The sequence below is a fragment of the Mesorhizobium sp. WSM2240 genome (genome assembly GCF_040438645.1).
In the GTDB taxonomy this organism is placed as follows: Bacteria; Pseudomonadota; Alphaproteobacteria; order Rhizobiales; family Rhizobiaceae; genus Allomesorhizobium.
This window is the reverse complement of record NZ_CP159256.1, coordinates 252,077-267,685: the sequence shown is the minus strand read 5'-3', so window position 1 is coordinate 267,685 and position 15,609 is coordinate 252,077. Positions and strand designations below refer to the sequence as shown.

General features: G+C 61.2%; 14 protein-coding genes and 1 pseudogene. 7 read left to right on the top strand and 8 right to left on the bottom strand.

Features of this window, described 5'->3' with window-relative positions:
* Positions 1–145: 145 nt before the first annotated feature.
* From ABVK50_RS30955 to ABVK50_RS30940, 4 genes are all read right to left on the bottom strand, one after another.
* Positions 146–586 carry an AraC family transcriptional regulator gene (locus tag ABVK50_RS30955; protein WP_353646751.1) on the bottom strand — a complete coding sequence of 147 codons (441 nt, stop codon included), beginning with the start codon at positions 584–586 and terminating at the stop codon, positions 146–148.
* Positions 587–859: 273 nt separating this feature from the next.
* Positions 860–1,474, bottom strand: a complete 615-nt coding sequence (locus ABVK50_RS30950) for a cold-shock protein (RefSeq protein WP_353646750.1) — start codon at positions 1,472–1,474, stop codon at positions 860–862.
* A 555-nt stretch (positions 1,475–2,029) separates the two neighbouring features.
* Positions 2,030–2,272 (bottom strand): DUF6074 family protein, encoded by a 243-nt coding sequence (locus ABVK50_RS30945; protein WP_353646749.1) that lies wholly within the window; start codon positions 2,270–2,272, stop codon positions 2,030–2,032.
* A gap of 816 nt (positions 2,273–3,088) precedes the next feature.
* A complete protein-coding gene (locus tag ABVK50_RS30940; protein WP_353647080.1) occupies positions 3,089–3,982 on the bottom strand; it encodes an AraC family transcriptional regulator in 894 nt (297 codons plus the stop codon).
* A 192-nt stretch (positions 3,983–4,174) separates the two neighbouring features.
* On the opposite strand from ABVK50_RS30940, the gene ABVK50_RS30935 reads away from it, so the two are divergent.
* The gene (locus ABVK50_RS30935; protein ID WP_353646747.1) at positions 4,175–4,918 is read left to right on the top strand and encodes an SDR family oxidoreductase; all 744 of its coding nucleotides are present in this window, start codon (positions 4,175–4,177) and stop codon (positions 4,916–4,918) included.
* A gap of 275 nt (positions 4,919–5,193) precedes the next feature.
* Positions 5,194–5,527, top strand: a pseudogene (locus ABVK50_RS30930) (DUF2391 family protein); the annotation flags it as partial.
* A gap of 76 nt (positions 5,528–5,603) precedes the next feature.
* On the opposite strand, the gene ABVK50_RS30925 reads toward ABVK50_RS30930, so the two are convergent.
* Positions 5,604–5,813 (bottom strand): hypothetical protein, encoded by a 210-nt coding sequence (locus tag ABVK50_RS30925; protein WP_353646746.1) that lies wholly within the window; start codon positions 5,811–5,813, stop codon positions 5,604–5,606.
* 409 nt (positions 5,814–6,222) lie between these two features.
* Here ABVK50_RS30925 and ABVK50_RS30920 point away from each other — a divergent pair, with 409 nt between their 5' ends.
* From ABVK50_RS30920 to ABVK50_RS30900, 5 genes are all read left to right on the top strand, one after another.
* Positions 6,223–6,507, top strand: coding sequence for a hypothetical protein (locus ABVK50_RS30920; RefSeq protein ID WP_353646745.1), 285 nt, complete (start codon positions 6,223–6,225; stop codon positions 6,505–6,507).
* Positions 6,500–6,718: a hypothetical protein gene (locus ABVK50_RS30915; RefSeq protein ID WP_353646744.1), complete on the top strand. Its 219-nt coding sequence runs from the start codon at positions 6,500–6,502 to the stop codon at positions 6,716–6,718. Before ABVK50_RS30920 ends, ABVK50_RS30915 begins: the two co-directional genes overlap by 8 nt.
* 331 nt (positions 6,719–7,049) lie before the next feature.
* Positions 7,050–8,747 (top strand): formate--tetrahydrofolate ligase, encoded by a 1,698-nt coding sequence (locus tag ABVK50_RS30910; protein ID WP_353646743.1) that lies wholly within the window; start codon positions 7,050–7,052, stop codon positions 8,745–8,747.
* A gap of 46 nt (positions 8,748–8,793) precedes the next feature.
* Positions 8,794–9,726: a bifunctional methylenetetrahydrofolate dehydrogenase/methenyltetrahydrofolate cyclohydrolase FolD gene (folD, locus tag ABVK50_RS30905; RefSeq protein WP_353646742.1), complete on the top strand. Its 933-nt coding sequence runs from the start codon at positions 8,794–8,796 to the stop codon at positions 9,724–9,726.
* Between the two features lie 95 nt (positions 9,727–9,821).
* Entirely contained in the window at positions 9,822–10,454 is a 633-nt protein-coding gene (locus ABVK50_RS30900; protein WP_353646741.1) for a response regulator transcription factor, read from the top strand.
* A gap of 131 nt (positions 10,455–10,585) precedes the next feature.
* On the opposite strand, the gene ABVK50_RS30895 is transcribed toward ABVK50_RS30900, so the two are convergent.
* The 3 genes from ABVK50_RS30895 to ABVK50_RS30885 all read right to left on the bottom strand — a co-directional run bounded on the left by ABVK50_RS30895 (position 10,586) and on the right by ABVK50_RS30885 (position 15,529).
* Positions 10,586–11,671, bottom strand: a complete 1,086-nt coding sequence (locus ABVK50_RS30895) for a hypothetical protein (RefSeq protein ID WP_353646740.1) — start codon at positions 11,669–11,671, stop codon at positions 10,586–10,588.
* A gap of 214 nt (positions 11,672–11,885) precedes the next feature.
* Positions 11,886–12,575, bottom strand: coding sequence for a GntR family transcriptional regulator (locus ABVK50_RS30890; protein ID WP_353646739.1), 690 nt, complete (start codon positions 12,573–12,575; stop codon positions 11,886–11,888).
* On the bottom strand, positions 12,572–15,529 hold the full coding sequence (locus ABVK50_RS30885; protein ID WP_353646738.1) for an FAD-linked oxidase C-terminal domain-containing protein: 2,958 nt from the start codon (positions 15,527–15,529) through the stop codon (positions 12,572–12,574). The genes ABVK50_RS30890 and ABVK50_RS30885 overlap by 4 nt, the downstream gene beginning before the upstream one ends.
* Positions 15,530–15,609: the final 80 nt, after the last annotated feature.

Here is a 15,609-nt window from a genome sequence, read left to right as displayed (position 1 = left end):
CACGGCCGCGAAATGCGGCGTAGCTTACGCATTCGGCGAGCCAGCTTTGCTGGCGAAAGTTGCAGTGGGATTCAATGCTGACGCCCACGATGACTTGATCGCCTCCAGGCATTCCCGCGACCGGCAATTATCAAGTTCACAGCGGCTATCGTTTCAGTCGCACCTGCGCTGGCATTGTGCGCTTGTACTTTTTCATCGCGGCAGTCAGGTGGCACTCGCTTGAAAATCCGCTGACATAGGCAACTTCCGCGATCGCCAAATTGCCTTTGACCAGCAGCTCCTTCGGCGAAGCGTATAGGTAGGCGAAAGAGATATTCGTGTGGCGGCTCGCAAATGTCTTGGTGAATGCCTGAATGAAACGGCGCGGCGAAAGACCGGAGACGGCCGCCAGCTCGGCGACTGCCAATTTGCCGGAGAAAATCTCGTCCAGGAACTCCTGAACCGTATTTGCGCTGTGAGCGGAGAGCCCGCCTCTAATAGTCGGAAGCTGCTTTTTCACCCCTGAATAATTGCGGAGAAGACGAACGCCGAATTCTGTGATCAGTGATTCAACGTAAAGTTCGTTTGGAGTTTCCCGTTGCGTCAATCTGCGCCTGCAGGGTTTCGTTCCATCTCTGAACCGAAGCCCCGTCACTCATCGCCGCTTCCAAAACCTGCGGAAAGAGGTGAGAAAAGAAGCCTGCGGTGAGCTTACACATATCCGGTGAACTGAGCCCGCCGTATTCGCTCCGAATGGCTTCCTCGTCCCGGACGTGGGGTTTGAAAGGTGTTCCACCGATATTTAGAGATATAGAGATATGACTGGCAGGCGACCAATCCAGATTGATACCTTGGCGCCACGAGCCCTTGGACCGCTTCGCTAGGCGGGATGAATAGTTCGCGCCTCAAGCCCCTTCTGACCCTGAGCATACCTGACAATGACTTTCTGACCCTCGTCCAGCCCTATTAGACCAGAGCCCGTCAAAGCAGTTGCATGAACGAATACATCCCTGCCGCTATCTTCAAGACTGATGAAGCCGAACCCCTTGGTGGCATTGTACCACTTGACAGCGCCGGCGCTCTCCTGCTCCGGCACCTCCGCCCGCGTGGCGCCCTTAGGCGCAACACGCCCATCGCGGCGTCCAGTGTCTGACGAACGCTTCGTGCCGCCACTGACCGTGAGCACTTGCGCAACCTGTGGGCCTTTTGGGCCTGCCTCGATTCTGACCCGAAGGTACGCCCCTTCGTGAACAGCGGCATGTCCGGAGGCCTGCAATTTCGATATATGCAAGTAGGCTTCAGACCCGTCCGCCAATTTGACGAAGCCAAAACCCTTCTGAGCGTTGAACCAAAGCACCTCGGCAGCAATGTCCGCAGAAGCTGAGTTTGCTGAAGTCTGACGTTGGAAATAGGTTGGCTCTTGAGTGTGATCGTCGGTTGCATCGTGCTGAAGGCGTTGGTGCCGCGGCTCGCGATGATTTCGGTATTTGCCCATTCTCGTACCGGCTAGAACTTGGTGGAAGGCGCAGAATACCACCGTGAAAATCCCTGATCAATGCGGGCAGGAATGCCGCTTTCCGGCCATCATTTCATTCATCGCAAACCTTCGCAATGATTCGAGCCTGGACGGCGAAAGCGCAGCTATTAGAGGTACATGACACGCCCGCTATAACCGAAACTTGAAGCACGCAGACTATTTCGTCAGCTGCTCGGACGGAATCCGATGCCGGTGGATCACTTTTCACGAGTCCCCGCCCCGCCCACTCCGCCTTTGTTGCGACTTCAGGCCCACGCTCGTTATCTGTGCAATCGGCTCACCTCGAAAGTGCGCCCCTCACATTGCTGCTGAGCATCCGTCTGCTGGCCTGGTTTCGCTGATGGGCGTCCGAAGCCCTTCCCAACCGCAATCAGGAGCGCCAGCGGCAATCCCGGCAACGCGATGCTGAACCGCGCAAAGCGTGAGCTGGTGACGGCCATCCCCACCTGCCCTGCGCAGCAAGCAACGCTACCGCCTCTTCGTACATACCCAGTTGAAACGACGCTAAAGACACTACCGATCCGCGCGCGCGCTCATTCCGGTCTGAAGCTCCGCAAGGACAACGCGCAGGAGAGTGCGAATTTCGTCCCGAGCGGCGCCGTACTCTACGCCAGCGGCGACAAGCTGCTGCGCGAGCGTCTTGGCAGTCTCGCGCCAAAACACGTTGGCCTCCTCGCCATGTATTGCCCGCAGAACACCCGCAATGCCTGTGACCAGCTTTCCCCGGCGGTACAACGGAAATGCAACCACACCCATGCCTAAGCCCCTTTTCTTAATCCGCCTCGGCAAGAAGCTATGGGCTTACGGTTAACGGAGCCTTGCGTACCAGCATCACGGAACAAGCAACTGACTGACCATAATTGTCGGCAGTGGTTGTGTGAAGCAGTTCCGATGGCGCGGAGGCGGCACGAACAGCGCGTTTCCCGGCCGCGTACCGCCGATCTTCCTTGCACACATAGAAAGAGAGAGTGCTCCTAGGGTGTGAATTGCCCCCCATTTCGATCGGACACCCGGCATAAGCAGAAAGGCTCAAGCACAGGCTTGAGGATAGGCTTATGTCCGAGGACTATCAGCGCATCGAGGTGATCACCGGCGTCGCCCGCCGTCGCATTGGTCGACGGAAGCAAAGCTGCGGATCATCGAGGAGAGTTTCGAGCCGGGGTCGTCTTACCGCTACCGGGAAGTCCCACCATCAAGTGAAGCGTTGCCCTAGAACCGACCAAAGCCGCTTAAATCCAAGGTGACCTGTTCGTCTAGCCGCAGGTGCACACTACGGCAACCGGCTCTACTCGACCCTTTAGGCGAGCAACCGCAAGATCGTGCGTTGGCGAGAGGTATAGATTCTCTTGCTGCTCGGACGTCCCCGACCGGTAGTCGATAGCTGAAATAAGGCCCGGGTGGCCCCGCCCGGCAGATTATGCACCATGGCGGCAGCCTTGATTTCTGGTCTTTTTATCCTGCGAATTTCACGTGCAAAGGTCCGCTTGTGGCGCAATTCCTCCCTGGCAAGTGTGCTAAAGTGGTTGGTCCGGTTTCGGGTCAGGTTCAGCGATAAGCTGCCGCCACGGCCCGTTACATCCACCCTGGGCTTTCATATTCCGGGGCTGGGGCGGGCGCCGGTACGCGCGCATGCCTGACCGGCGGAAGCCCGAACATCCGTGCATATTCCCGCGAGAATTGAGTGGGACTTTCGTAGCCGACACTGAACGCTGCGCTGGAGACCGATTGCCGCTCGGCCTGCATGAGCCGTTTCGCCTCGATCAGCCGCAGGCGCTTCTGGTACTGGAGCGGAGTCGCGCCGGTAATTGCCTTGAAGTGGAAATGGAAGGCTGAAACGCTCATGCCCACCGAACTGGCCAGGTCAGCCACCAAAAGCGGCTGTTCAAAATTGTTGCGGATGGTGCCGATCGCATCGGCAATCCGTGACGCATGGCTGTCGGCCTGCGCCAGCGTCCGCAGCAGCGACCCGTGGTCGGCACAAAGCAGCCAATAGTGGATTTCACGCATGAGCAGCGGATGAAGCACCGGCAGCGCCGTAGGTTTTTCGACAAGTGCGAAGAGCCGCCCCATTGCGTCGATGATCGCTTCGTCCGCCTCCGCCGCCGATATTGCCGCCACCTCCCGGCCCGTTCCCTCATCCGCTCCCGCTTCGGCTGACAGTTCCCGAATGAGGCCCATGTCGAGCTTGAGCGCCAATGCAACGTAGGGCCGCTCTGGCGACGCCTCGACGACGCGGGCGTCCGTGGGAAGGTCGATGCCCACGATGACCGAGTGCCCCTTCGGAAAATCCACCATCCGCCGTCCCTGAAGTGCCTGTTTTGCACCCTGCAGGACCAGACAGAAAATGGGCTCGTAAAGGACCGGGGACAGCTCGGTAGCACGTCTCTGGCGCGACACGTTCAAACCCGGAACATCCGTCGCGCTCGGCTCGTCGCCAATGTTCCGAGTATCGGCATAGGCGAGCACCTTGCGGGAGAGGTCGTCGAGCATCATCGGTTCCCCATAGAAACAGGCACTCAATAGCGCCCGCGTGGGCTGATTCCACAGTAGCGCAGATATGAAGTTTGGAGAAATAGGCAGATTCTTTCGAGGATGGGGCAGGCACGGGACCGTGAGGGGCTTTATCTCCGTGCTGCTCGCATACCCAAGGAGACCGACATGAACATCACTGGCAACACGATACTCATCACCGGCGGCGGAAGCGGCATCGGGCGCGCCCTTGCCGAAGCCTTGCTGGCAAGAGGCAACAATGTCATCGTCACAGGACGCAACCGGGACAAGCTCAAGGATCTAGAAGCCGCCAATCCCGGCATCCATACTTTTCAGCTCGATGTGGACGATCCGGACGAGATCACTGCCTTTTCCCGGCAGGTGGTCGAGGATTTTCCCTCGCTCAACGTCCTGATTAACAACGCCGGCATCATGCGTGCCGAAGCGGTCCGGGATGGGTCCACGGCCACGGCAGAAGCAACGATCACCACCAATCTGCTCGGCCCGATTCGTCTGACCACCGCGCTGCTTCCTCACCTCATCTCGATGCCGGATGCCGCCTTGCTAACGGTGTCCTCGGGGCTGGCGTTCCTGCCACGCGGGGGCTTTCCCACTTATTGCGCGACCAAGGCGGCTATTCACTCGTACAGCCAGACACTGCGCGTGCAGTTGCGCGGCACGTCTGTCCAGGTCATCGAACTGGTGCCGCCTTACGTCCAGACCGAACTGACGGGCCCGCAGCAGGCCAGCGACCCCAACGCCATGCCTCTCGAGGACTATATTTCGCAGACCATGGTGCTGCTCCAAGAGCAGCCTGACGCCGAGGAAATTCTCGTCGAGCGCGTCCACTTCCAGCGCTTCGCCGAACGCGAGGGCCGCTATCAAGAGTCGTTTGCGCGCCTGAACGGTTAAATCCCGAAAATGGTCATACGGACACCAAATGGAGATCCAAAGTGTCTACTGCCATTAAGAAAGTGCCTCAGGCGTTGCTGGTTGACCTTGCGTCACGGCGCATGGCAGCCACGCAGCCATAGCTCAGAAAACGGGACTCTGTCCCGGGGAAGTGACGGAAGTCGTCTCCGGGCCGGACAACCGCACCGAGGGCCGTATTGTTGCGGTTGACGCCTTCGCTGCCTCCAGCTTCAAATACAACCGCCGTAACCCCTTGGCTGGCACATTTAAGGGCGAGCGCACCAACGGAAGAGATCGTCCTGATCGCGTACAAGAGGGACCCTTGGCAGGAAATCGCCCTGGTGTTGATAACCATCGCTCTCATGCACGCATTCGTCTATGAATTCGAATTTCGCGACACACACAGTTCGGAGCCAGGCGCTGTGTTCCTCAGCATCCTCTTTCGTTATTCTATAGTAGGCTATGTCCTGGTGATGCTTGTGAACCTCTATATTCCTTGGGACCTTCGGCAGGACCGATGGCGCCAGCTTTTCGGAGACACTTAGTGCGGTCGTGGTTCTCTCGTTCCCAGGCGCACTCGGGGCGGCGGTGGCAACGCTCATCCTGTGACAAAAATGTCCGCAAAGAGCAACAAGCAACAGAGCAGCAATCCGAAAAAGATGGCATAACACGGAAACCGGGGACTTCAGTCACAGAGTGGATCGTGGCGGGAATAAGCTGCGTAGCTCTGCTCGCAGTGCTCAGCTATCTTGTGATCGACGGCTTGAGTGGGCGCAACGGGACCGCCGAGATCATTGTGTGGCCGCTCGAGATCGCGGCCACACAGGGCGTTTACGTGGTCGAGTTCGCCGCCCGCAAACAGCGCGGGAAAGTCGGTTGCTTCTGTCGAGATCAAAGGTGAGCTCCGCAACAGCGGCGATGTCGTCGAGGAGAGCAGTAGCTACGCTCGACTATATCCCACAGAAATCCGAACGCTGGGCGCGTTGATTTCCGTAGGGATCCTGAGGCTTACGACCTGCGTCTCTTTGCCAGTGGATTTATTGAACCCTGATCGGCGGCGTACCGGCGATAGCGGTGTGGTCTTCTGCAGCCTTGCCATGAGATTTTGGCGGACAGGGCACGGCGTGATTGACGTTGATGCTCTGCAGGCGTTGCTTGAGGCTCACCGAGGAGACGGTGCCGGGTAGTTAATTAAATTTAGCACAACGGTAAATGTATTAAACTTTACTTATCACAGATTGATCCACATTCTCCCATCGATAAAGAAGGGCCGAGTCAACCGGCCCGGCAAAGGAGCGCCTGGGATGAATGCCTTCATGCCACCAACCCGCCTCTCGATAGGCTCTAGCCCCTCCAAAGTCGCGCCGGAGTTCGCCGCACAGACGCGGTCCACGATTGGTGATCTCGATCCGGAATCCACCCAGTTAAGGGAACTGATCAAGGCGCAGATCCGGCTCGCCTTCGGGACCGCCAACCGGATCACCTTCCCCCTGCCAGCGCCGGCCTTGCTCGCAATGGTGATGGAGCCGGCGACGCTGCTCGAAACGGGTGATACAGCCAGAACCACCGCGGCCCGCTGGAATGGCTGATGGCGGTAAACGACATGAAGGCACCCTCCTTGGCGTGGGCTTTTACTACAAGACGGTCATGTGGCCTGCCAAGTTCTGGGAAAGCTTTATGCAGAGGCACGAACGGATGCGCGCCCTGCGCTCGTCGTCCGACCAGATGATGCCGGTCCTCCCACATGTCACGCCGGATGCCGACACCTTGGTGCAGGCTGCGTTCGAAAATGCCGGCTAAACCGCCGATCAGACCGATGTCTGGGCAATCCTGGAGATCTCCGGCTCAGAAATCCTCCCCGCACTGGAGCGACTCTGCTCGCTTGACCTGTCTAGGTCTCTCCGTCAGGCGCCTTCGCACGCACCCTGATGGAAAATATGGGCGCGATCGTACTGCGCACCGGCGACGAGATCTTCCTTCTCATGTCTGGGAGTTCCTCCGCAGATTTGTCTCTGGGTGTGGTGGAACCGCTTGCGGATCATCGCGGAACCAGTGTGACAGCTGCCCGCGCATGGAACATCCGAAAAAGGACGACAGGACTTGAATTTTTGCCTTTTGCAAGGGACTCCATATGTCATTCAACCTAGCGAAGCCCGTCGGTCTCTCGGATATCGAAATTGCGCGCGCGGCTGACAAGAAACCGATCCAGGAGGTCGGCACAAAGCTCAACATCCCGCCGGAGCATCTGCTGCCCTACGGGCATGACAAGGCGAAGGTCTCGGCCGAATTCATCGCCAATGCGCGCAAGCGCTCCGACGGAAAGCTCATCCTCGTCACCGCCATCAACCCGACGCCGGCCGGCGAAGGCAAGACGACCACCACGGTCGGGCTCGGCGACGGCCTCAACCGCATTGGCAAAAAGGCGATCGTCTGCATCCGCGAGGCCTCGCTCGGCCCATGCTTCGGCATGAAGGGCGGCGCGGCCGGCGGCGGCTATGCGCAGGTCGTGCCTATGGAGGACATGAACCTCCACTTCACCGGCGATTTCCACGCCATCACCACCGCCCACAATCTGCTGTCGGCGCTGATCGACAACCACATCTACTGGGGCAACGATCTCGGCATCGACATCCGCCGCGTCGCCTGGCGGCGCGTCATGGACATGAACGACCGGGCGCTGCGCGAAATCCTCTGCTCGCTGGGCGGCGTCGCCAACGGCTTTCCGCGCGAGGCCGGCTTCGACATCACCGTCGCCTCCGAGGTGATGGCGATCCTGTGCCTGGCCACCGACCTGAAGGACCTGGAAAAGCGCCTGGGCGACATCATCGTCGCCTACCGCCGCGACAAGACGCCGGTCTATGCCCGCGATCTGAAGGCGGACGGCGCGATGGCGGTGCTCCTGAAGGACGCCATGCAGCCCAACCTGGTGCAGACGCTGGAGAACAACCCGGCCTTCGTGCATGGCGGCCCGTTCGCCAACATCGCGCATGGCTGCAACTCCGTCGTGGCGACCACGACGGCGCTGAAGCTCGCCGATTATGTGGTGACGGAAGCCGGCTTCGGCGCCGATCTCGGCGCGGAAAAATTCTTCGACATCAAGTGCCGCAAAGCCGGCCTGAAACCGGCGGCGGCGGTGATCGTCGCCACGGTGCGGGCGCTCAAGATGAATGGCGGCGTCAAGAAGGAAGACCTCGGCGCGGAGAATGTCGCGGCGGTGAAGAAGGGCTGCGCCAATCTCGGCCGCCACATCGAGAATGTGAAGCAGTTCGGCGTGCCGGCGGTGGTCGCCATCAACCACTTCCACTCCGACACCGAGGCCGAGATCCAGGCGGTCAAGGAGTTCGTCGCCTCGATGGGCGAGGAAGCGATCCTGTGCAAGCACTGGGCGCACGGCTCGGCAGGCATCGAAGAGTTGGCGCACAAGGTGGCGGCACTCGCCGAAGGCGGCGGCTCCCAGTTCGCGCCTCTTTACCACGACGACATGCCGCTCTTCGAGAAGATCGATACGATCGTCAAGCGCATCTATCGCGGCTCGGAGGCGATCGCCGATAAAAGCGTGCGCAACCAGCTCAAGCAGTGGGAAGACCAGGGCTACGGCAAGCTGCCGGTGTGCATGGCCAAGACGCAGTATTCCTTCTCCACCGATCCCAATCTGCGCGGCGCGCCGACGGGCCACGCGGTGCCGGTGCGGGAGGTACGGCTGGCGGCCGGCGCCGGCTTCATCGTCGCCATCTGCGGCGAGATCATGTCCATGCCCGGCCTGCCGCGCACGCCTTCGGCGGAGCGGATCTTCCTCAATGAGGAAGGCCGCATCCAGGGCTTGTTCTAGGGGAGTAAGCCTGGATGGCAATTATCTGACTTTGATGGTGCGAAGCATGGAACACAAGCAACAGAGGCCGAGCATGCAGATCGCTGAGACGAGGACAGGGGCCGCGATCATTGATGGCAAGGCCTTCGCGGCCGACATACGGGGCCGCGTGGCGGAGCAGGTCGCAAATCTGAAGGTCGAGCACGGCATTACGCCCGGTCTCGCCGTGGTGCTGGTGGGCGAAGACCCGGCGTCCCAGGTCTATGTCCGCTCCAAGGGAAAGCAAACGGTGGAGGCCGGTATGGCTTCCTTCGAGCACAAACTCGACGCCGGTACGTCGGAAGCAGCGCTATTGGATCTCGTCGGGCAGCTCAATGCCGATCCGGCGGTGCATGGAATCCTGGTACAACTGCCCCTCCCCGGCCACATGGATGCGGCCAGGATCATTAACGCCATCGACCCGGCAAAGGACGTCGATGGCTTCCACATTTCGAATGTCGGCCAGCTCGCAACAGGACAAGGGGCCATGGTGCCCTGCACGCCGCTCGGCTGCCTGATGCTGCTCAGGGCGCATCTCGGCAACCTCTCGGGCCTTGAAGCAGTGGTGGTCGGACGCTCCAACATCGTTGGAAAGCCCCTGGCGCAGCTCCTGTTGCGCGAAAATTGCACCGTCACGATTGCTCATTCACGCACCCGCGATTTGGAGGACATCGTGCGGCGTGCCGACATAGTGGTGGCCGCGGTAGGGCGGCCGGGAATGATCCAGGGCAGCTGGATCCGGCCAGGCGCAACGGTGATCGACGTGGGTATCAACCGCGTAGAGGGGCCGGACGGGAAGCCGCGTCTCGTGGGAGACGTGGATTTCGCCAGCACTGCCGAAACCGCCGGGGCGATCACCCCGGTGCCCGGCGGCGTCGGCCCGATGACGATTGCCTGTCTGCTTGCCAACACCCTGACCGCGGCCTGCCGCGCAAACGGTCTTGACGAACCGGAAGCCTGATATGCGGCACGGGCGATCGCAGCGGCGCGATCCCGGCAGCGGCCCGGGACCCCTATTCTGGTATCTGTGGACCGATCACCGCTGGAGGAAACATGATGCTGGATAAGTCCGCAGCCATCATTGGGACAATACGGATATTTCTGATCGACGCCAATCCGCTGGTAATTTCGGCGATCGTCGAGGTCATCACAGCCCAGCCCGATCTCGCCATAGCGCGAACCAGCGATCGCGGCGATGATCTGCTCAAGGCCGAGGAGACGGCGTTCGATCTCGCCGTCCTGGCCTGGGATCTTGCCGATGTGAAGGCTCCTGAAATCTTGCGCAAGCTCAAGGCCAATGGAAGCACCGTCAAGACGGTCATCTTCAGCAACAACCGCGACCCGTCCGCATTGCGCCAGGCTGTGCGTCTCGGCGCACGCGGTTTCTGTTTCCAGCACGAACCCGCGGGCATCCTGGTGAACACCGTCAGGGCCGTTGCAGCGGGCCATTTCTGCATTCCCTATATCGACATCGGCGAGATCAACGACAGCCCGCTCTCCAGTCTCACCGTGCGCGAACGCGAGTTGCTCGAGGTCCTCGCACGCGGCTGGACCAACCAGCAGATCGCGAACCGCACGGGCATTTCAGAAAACACCGTGAAATATCACCTGAAAAATCTCTACGAGAAGCTGGGTGCCCGCAGCCGATCCATGGCCGTCGCGGTTTGGCTGCGGGAATCCGAAGCCTGAATTCGCCAAACGGATAGGCCATTTCCCTCCTACGGCTGCAAATTCCAATCTGGCCGAGTGTGGTCCGAACCGCGATCTGGCTACGACTGCTTTCCACCTTTATAACAGGCCATTGGCGCTGTGCGCGGGATTTAGGCTGCCGCGGATCGGACGCCGCCGGCACCGGCGAGTCGTCCAACGATCTTGCTCAGCGTTAGCAGCGTCCAGGCCAGCGGCGCCAGAACCATCCTCAGCAGAAAAGCGAGGACAAGACAGAATATAAGGTAGGCGGCAAAGGCGCCGAGCCAGGCCGGGAGACCTGCTTGTTCGGCTATCCAACCTGCCGCGCTTGTCAGAAGGTGAGGTCGCGTGATCGCCACATAGGGAAGTGCGACGACAGCGGCGACACCGGCTGCCGTGCCGACGGTCGAAAGCGATCGGAACGCACCTTTGCCTGCAGCCCTCAGATGTGCTGTCCGCACCGTTCCGCGGCCGGCTGCGGCCACCGGTGCCCTCGCAACGCGAAGTGCCTTGGCGGCGCCCATGCCCCCGACGACGATGACCGCATCGAAGGCCGCCCAGCCCATCTCGCCCCAGGTCGGAAGCCGCTCGCCGCGGGCGATCACCCCTTCCAGATCAGAAATACCGCCCAGGAGTATGTTCTTCGCACCAAGCAGCGTGCGGGTGAACTGTCTGCGGACTGCTGTTCCGTCAATAATCTCGAACTCCGACAGCATCTCATGGCCGCGATCCTTGAGCTCGTGAATGGCAATGAGCCCATATTGCTCCGGCGAAATCTTCGCGAGGCCGAATCCCACCTGCCGGTCGTCCCACAGGCGCGACAGGCCCTGATCGACGGTTTCCTGCAACAAGTACTGCGAGGATCCATTCTTCACGAAATAAGCAATCACCGGCACGACCGGATGGCCGAGGCGGTCGAAAACCTCCACGAAATCCGCGTCCTCGCCATAGACGATGAACACTCTGGCTGCATCGTCGCCATATTTCGCCGCTGCCTCATGCCAGCCGAGCCCGCCTGCCGCGCAGGCGGCAAGAACCCATGGCCGAGCCTGCTCCACAGCTTTGCTGCTGAGCGGGCAACGGGTGTCGTCCCGGCGAACTCTCTCCGCCAGGGCGGCTCGCATGATCTCATCTTCGAAGTGATGGCGCTCCCGCCATTCCCATCGGAGCGTCAGGACGATTGCCACAAGGAGTGAGGCTGCTAGCAGATATCTCATTCTCAAGGGCATCCTCCCGCAGTCATGTCATGCCAAGACGTGCCGAAGCTATCAGACAATCCCGGTGAAGCGATCGTTAGTTCTGGGATGTGGTGGAAGTTTGCCGGAGGGTGCGCCGACAGCAGTCGTTCCGTTTTCCACCAGTTGACGCCAACAGCTTGTGCAGTCTTGGGGCCGAGAGCCGCCGGTCCGCTATTCGCGCATGGCGATGCAATTAGGATCGTTCGGTGTCCTGGCTCCTCAGCCAGTCCTTTACTGTTTCCAGTTTGTGGGCCAGATGCCGCTTCAAGATATCCGCGAGCTTCTTGCCGTCCCGGTTGGAGAGGCACTGCAAGATTGCCTCATGTTCCGCAACGGCCGCCGCCCAGCGCACGGCCGACATATTGGCGATGTAGCGCGCCGTCATCACGCGGCCGGCAAGGCTTCTGTAGAGCGCCTTCAGCGTCTCGTTGCGCGTTCCTTCGAGGATAGCTTCGTGGATCTGCTGGTTGAGCCGGAAATAGGGTTGCAACTCACCGGCGCGCCAATGACCCACCATCGTCTCGTGCAGCGACCGGATAGCGGTGACCTCCTCGTCGGTGATGTGGCGGCACGCTATTTCCCCTGAAAGCGCTTCCAACGCCCCCATGATGGGAAAGACTTCGTCCAATTCCTCCAGCGTCAGCGCGCTCACGATAGCGCCGCGGTTAGGCCTTAAGGTGACAACGCCTTCATTGGCCAGGACCTTCAGCGCCTCGCGGAGCGGTGTGCGGGAGACGCCGAACCGTTCGCACAGCCGCTGCTCGGGTATCTTTTCGCCAGGCGCGAGTTCGCCCGCGGCGATGAGCCCCCTGAGCAGTTCCGTCAGCTCATCGTGCAGCGAGCGCCTTTGGATAGCTTGCGATTCCGCGAGTCCGATCGTCATGACCAATCCTGATTCACTTGTCCGGAGATAGACCGTTCCAGAACGCGGGCGAGGTGAACGGCGCGGCGCCCGGCTCCGTCTCTGATCTGCTGTCGGCAGGAAGTTCCAGCGGCCACGGTGATGGCGTTGGCTTCGGCCTTGCGCAAGGCGGGCAGGAGCGACAATTCGGCCATGGCCATCGAAACGTCGTAGGTTTCCGCCTGATAGCCGAAGCCGCCCGCCATTCCGCAGCACGACGAGCCGATCGTCTTCACCGTCAGGCCCGGCACGAGCTTCAGCGCTGTTTCCACCGCCCCCATCGCGCCAAACGCCTTCTGATGGCAGTGGCCGTGTAGATAGGCCGGGCAGCCGAGCGGCAGCAGCGGCAGCTTCAGTCGGCCCGCCTCCCTCTCGCGCGCCAAAAACTCCTCGAACAGGAGCGCATGGGCGGCGATCCGCTCCGATTCAGGCCCGGGCAGCATGGAGGCGAACTCGTCCCTGAGCGTGAAGAGGCAACTCGGCTCCAGCCCGACCACCGGGACGCCACGGGCGACGAAGGGTTTTAGCGCCGCTGCGAGGCGCTCGGCTTCGAAGCGGGCATCGGCCACAAGGCCTGCGGAAAGGAAGGTCCGCCCGCAGCACAGAGGCCTGCCGCCGTCGACCGGTTGGGCCAGATGCACGCGGTAGCCCCCGGCCTCGAGCACCGTGACGGCGGCCCGAAGATTTTCCGGTTCGAAATAGGTATTGAAGGTATCCGCCAGGAGCACGACTTCGTGTCCTGTCCCGGAACCTCCGGTGGCCTCAGCGCGGAATGGATCGGAACGCCAAATAGGCAGCTTCCGCCGTGCGCTGAAACCGGCGATCCTGTCCGACAGCCAGGCCGCGCCGGGCAATCGGTCGCGAAGATTCATCAGCCAGGGGACGCGGGCGGCGTAGGGCGCATAGCGCGGCAGATAGGCGATGAGGCGGTCGCGGAGCGTGAGCTTGCCCTGGGCCGCGCGTGCCGCCTGCACCTCAATCTTCATTTTGGCCATGTCGACGCCGGTCGGGCATTCGCGCTTGCAGCCCTTGCACGAGACGCAGAGTTTCAGCGTTTCCATCATCTCGTCGGAGGCGAGCGCGTCGGGGCCGAGCTGGCCGGAGAGTGCGAGGCGAAGCGAATTGGCACGACCGCGCGTCACGTCGCGCTCATTGCGCGTCGCCCGATAGGACGGGCACATGACGCCGGCTTCGAGCTTCCGGCACGCGCCGTTGTTGTTGCACATTTCCACGGCGCCCTGGAAACCGCCGCCCGCGCCAGACCAGCCCGACCAGTCGAGCGTGGGCTGGAAGGTGGCCGGCTTATAGTCGGGCCCGTAGCGGAAAAGCCGGCGGTCATCCATCTTCGGCGGACGGACGATCTTACCCGGATTGAAGAGACCGCCCGGATCGAAGCGGTCCTTCACAGTCTCGAACGCACGAACCATGCGAGATCCGAACATCTCCTCGTGGAACTCGGAACGCACGATCCCGTCGCCGTGCTCCCCGGAATGAGAGCCCTTGTAGGCGCGCACCATGGCGAACGCCTCTTCGGCAATGGCACGCATCGCCTTCACGTCGTTGTCGAGCTTGAGGTTAAGAACGGGCCGGACATGCAGGCAACCGACCGACGCATGGGCATACCAGGTGCCGCGGGTTCCACGCTTTTCAAAGATCTGGGTGAGCCGGTCGGTGAACTCCGCCAGATGCTCCAGCGGTACCGCGCAATCCTCGACGAAGGAGACCGGCTTGCCTGCCTCCCGCATCGACATCATAATGTTGAGGCCGGATTGGCGGACATCGGTGATCGCCGCCTGAAGCGCCGGATCCTCGACCTCCAGCACGCCACCCCAATGGCGGCCCTCGCGGTCCCAGCCGAAGCCGAGATCGCCCATCAACTCCACGAGCTGCTTTAAGCGCCGGCGGTTCTCGCCCGCATCCTCTTCCGCGAACTCCACCAGGAGCAGCGCATCCGGCTCGCCGCGCACGAAGCGCTCCACAGTCGGGCGGAAGATGGCGATATCACGGGCGAGCGCGATCATCGTCCGGTCGACGAGCTCGACCGAAACTGGATCCAGCCTGACGAGGTGCTGCGCCGCGTCCATCGCGTCGTAGAAGCGGGCAAAGTGGCAGACGCCGACCGCCTTCTTTGTCCCGAGCAGCGGCGAAAGTTTCAGCTCCAGTCGAGTGGAAAGGGCGAGCGTGCCTTCAGAGCCTACAAGAAGATGGGCAAGGTTATTCGTCTGTCCGTCCGGAACGAGCGCGTCGATATTATAGCCGCCGACGCGGCGCAGCACCTTCGGAAATCTGGCGTCGATTTCCGCCGCTTCGCGCTCACCGAGCGCCAGCAGGTCACGGAAGAGCTCGCTGTCCGGCCCGTCGATGTTGCGCATTGCCTCCGAGCGGATCACCGGGCCGAAATGCAGCGCGCGCCCGTCCGGCATCAGCGCGTCGATGGCGATCACATTATCGCGCATCGTGCCGTAGCGGATGGAGCGCGTTCCGCAGGAATTGTTTCCCGCCATTCCGCCGATCGTGGCCCGCGACGCGGTCGAGACGTCGACGGGAAACCACAGGCCGTACGGCTTCAGAACGCGATTGAGTTCGTCGAGGACGACGCCCGGTTCGACGACGCAGCGCCGGTTCTCCGGGTCGATGTCGATGATCCGGTTCAGATACTTGGTCGTGTCGAGGACCAGCGCCTCGTTGATCGCCTGGCCTGATTGCGACGTGCCGCCGCCGCGCGCCAGCACGCTGATTTCTTCCTCCCGCGCGACCGACAGCGCCGCCGAAAGATCGTCGCCATCGCGCGGCGCCAGAATACCGAGCGGCATCATCTGATAGAAGGAGGCGTCCGTCGCATACCGCCCGCGTGAAAAGCGGTCGAACAGAACATCGCCCTTGGTTGCCCCTCGCAGGCGGTTCTCCAGCGCGGGGCGCAGGGACATGGCAACCATCAGGCTCTCCCAATCGGAGCTTGACTGGATAATGAATTTATAATTCAGTTGCAACGATCTTCGCGAGAAACGAAGGCGGC

What these genes read in the sequence shown, in the direction of transcription:
- ABVK50_RS30900 (WP_353646741.1), top strand. Translation starts at nt 9,822, where the DNA reads ATGCTGGATAAGTCCGCAGCCATCATTGGGACAATACGGATATTTCTG.
- ABVK50_RS30910 (WP_353646743.1), top strand. Translation starts at nt 7,050, where the DNA reads ATGTCATTCAACCTAGCGAAGCCCGTCGGTCTCTCGGATATCGAAATT.
- ABVK50_RS30885 (WP_353646738.1), bottom strand. Translation starts at nt 15,529, where the DNA reads ATGGTTGCCATGTCCCTGCGCCCCGCGCTGGAGAACCGCCTGCGAGGG.
- ABVK50_RS30920 (WP_353646745.1), top strand. Translation starts at nt 6,223, where the DNA reads ATGAATGCCTTCATGCCACCAACCCGCCTCTCGATAGGCTCTAGCCCC.
- ABVK50_RS30935 (WP_353646747.1), top strand. Translation starts at nt 4,175, where the DNA reads ATGAACATCACTGGCAACACGATACTCATCACCGGCGGCGGAAGCGGC.
- folD (WP_353646742.1), top strand. Translation starts at nt 8,794, where the DNA reads ATGGAACACAAGCAACAGAGGCCGAGCATGCAGATCGCTGAGACGAGG.
- ABVK50_RS30945 (WP_353646749.1), bottom strand. Translation starts at nt 2,272, where the DNA reads ATGGGTGTGGTTGCATTTCCGTTGTACCGCCGGGGAAAGCTGGTCACA.
- ABVK50_RS30950 (WP_353646750.1), bottom strand. Translation starts at nt 1,474, where the DNA reads ATGGGCAAATACCGAAATCATCGCGAGCCGCGGCACCAACGCCTTCAG.
- ABVK50_RS30915 (WP_353646744.1), top strand. Translation starts at nt 6,500, where the DNA reads ATGGCTGATGGCGGTAAACGACATGAAGGCACCCTCCTTGGCGTGGGC.
- ABVK50_RS30895 (WP_353646740.1), bottom strand. Translation starts at nt 11,671, where the DNA reads ATGAGATATCTGCTAGCAGCCTCACTCCTTGTGGCAATCGTCCTGACG.
- ABVK50_RS30890 (WP_353646739.1), bottom strand. Translation starts at nt 12,575, where the DNA reads ATGACGATCGGACTCGCGGAATCGCAAGCTATCCAAAGGCGCTCGCTG.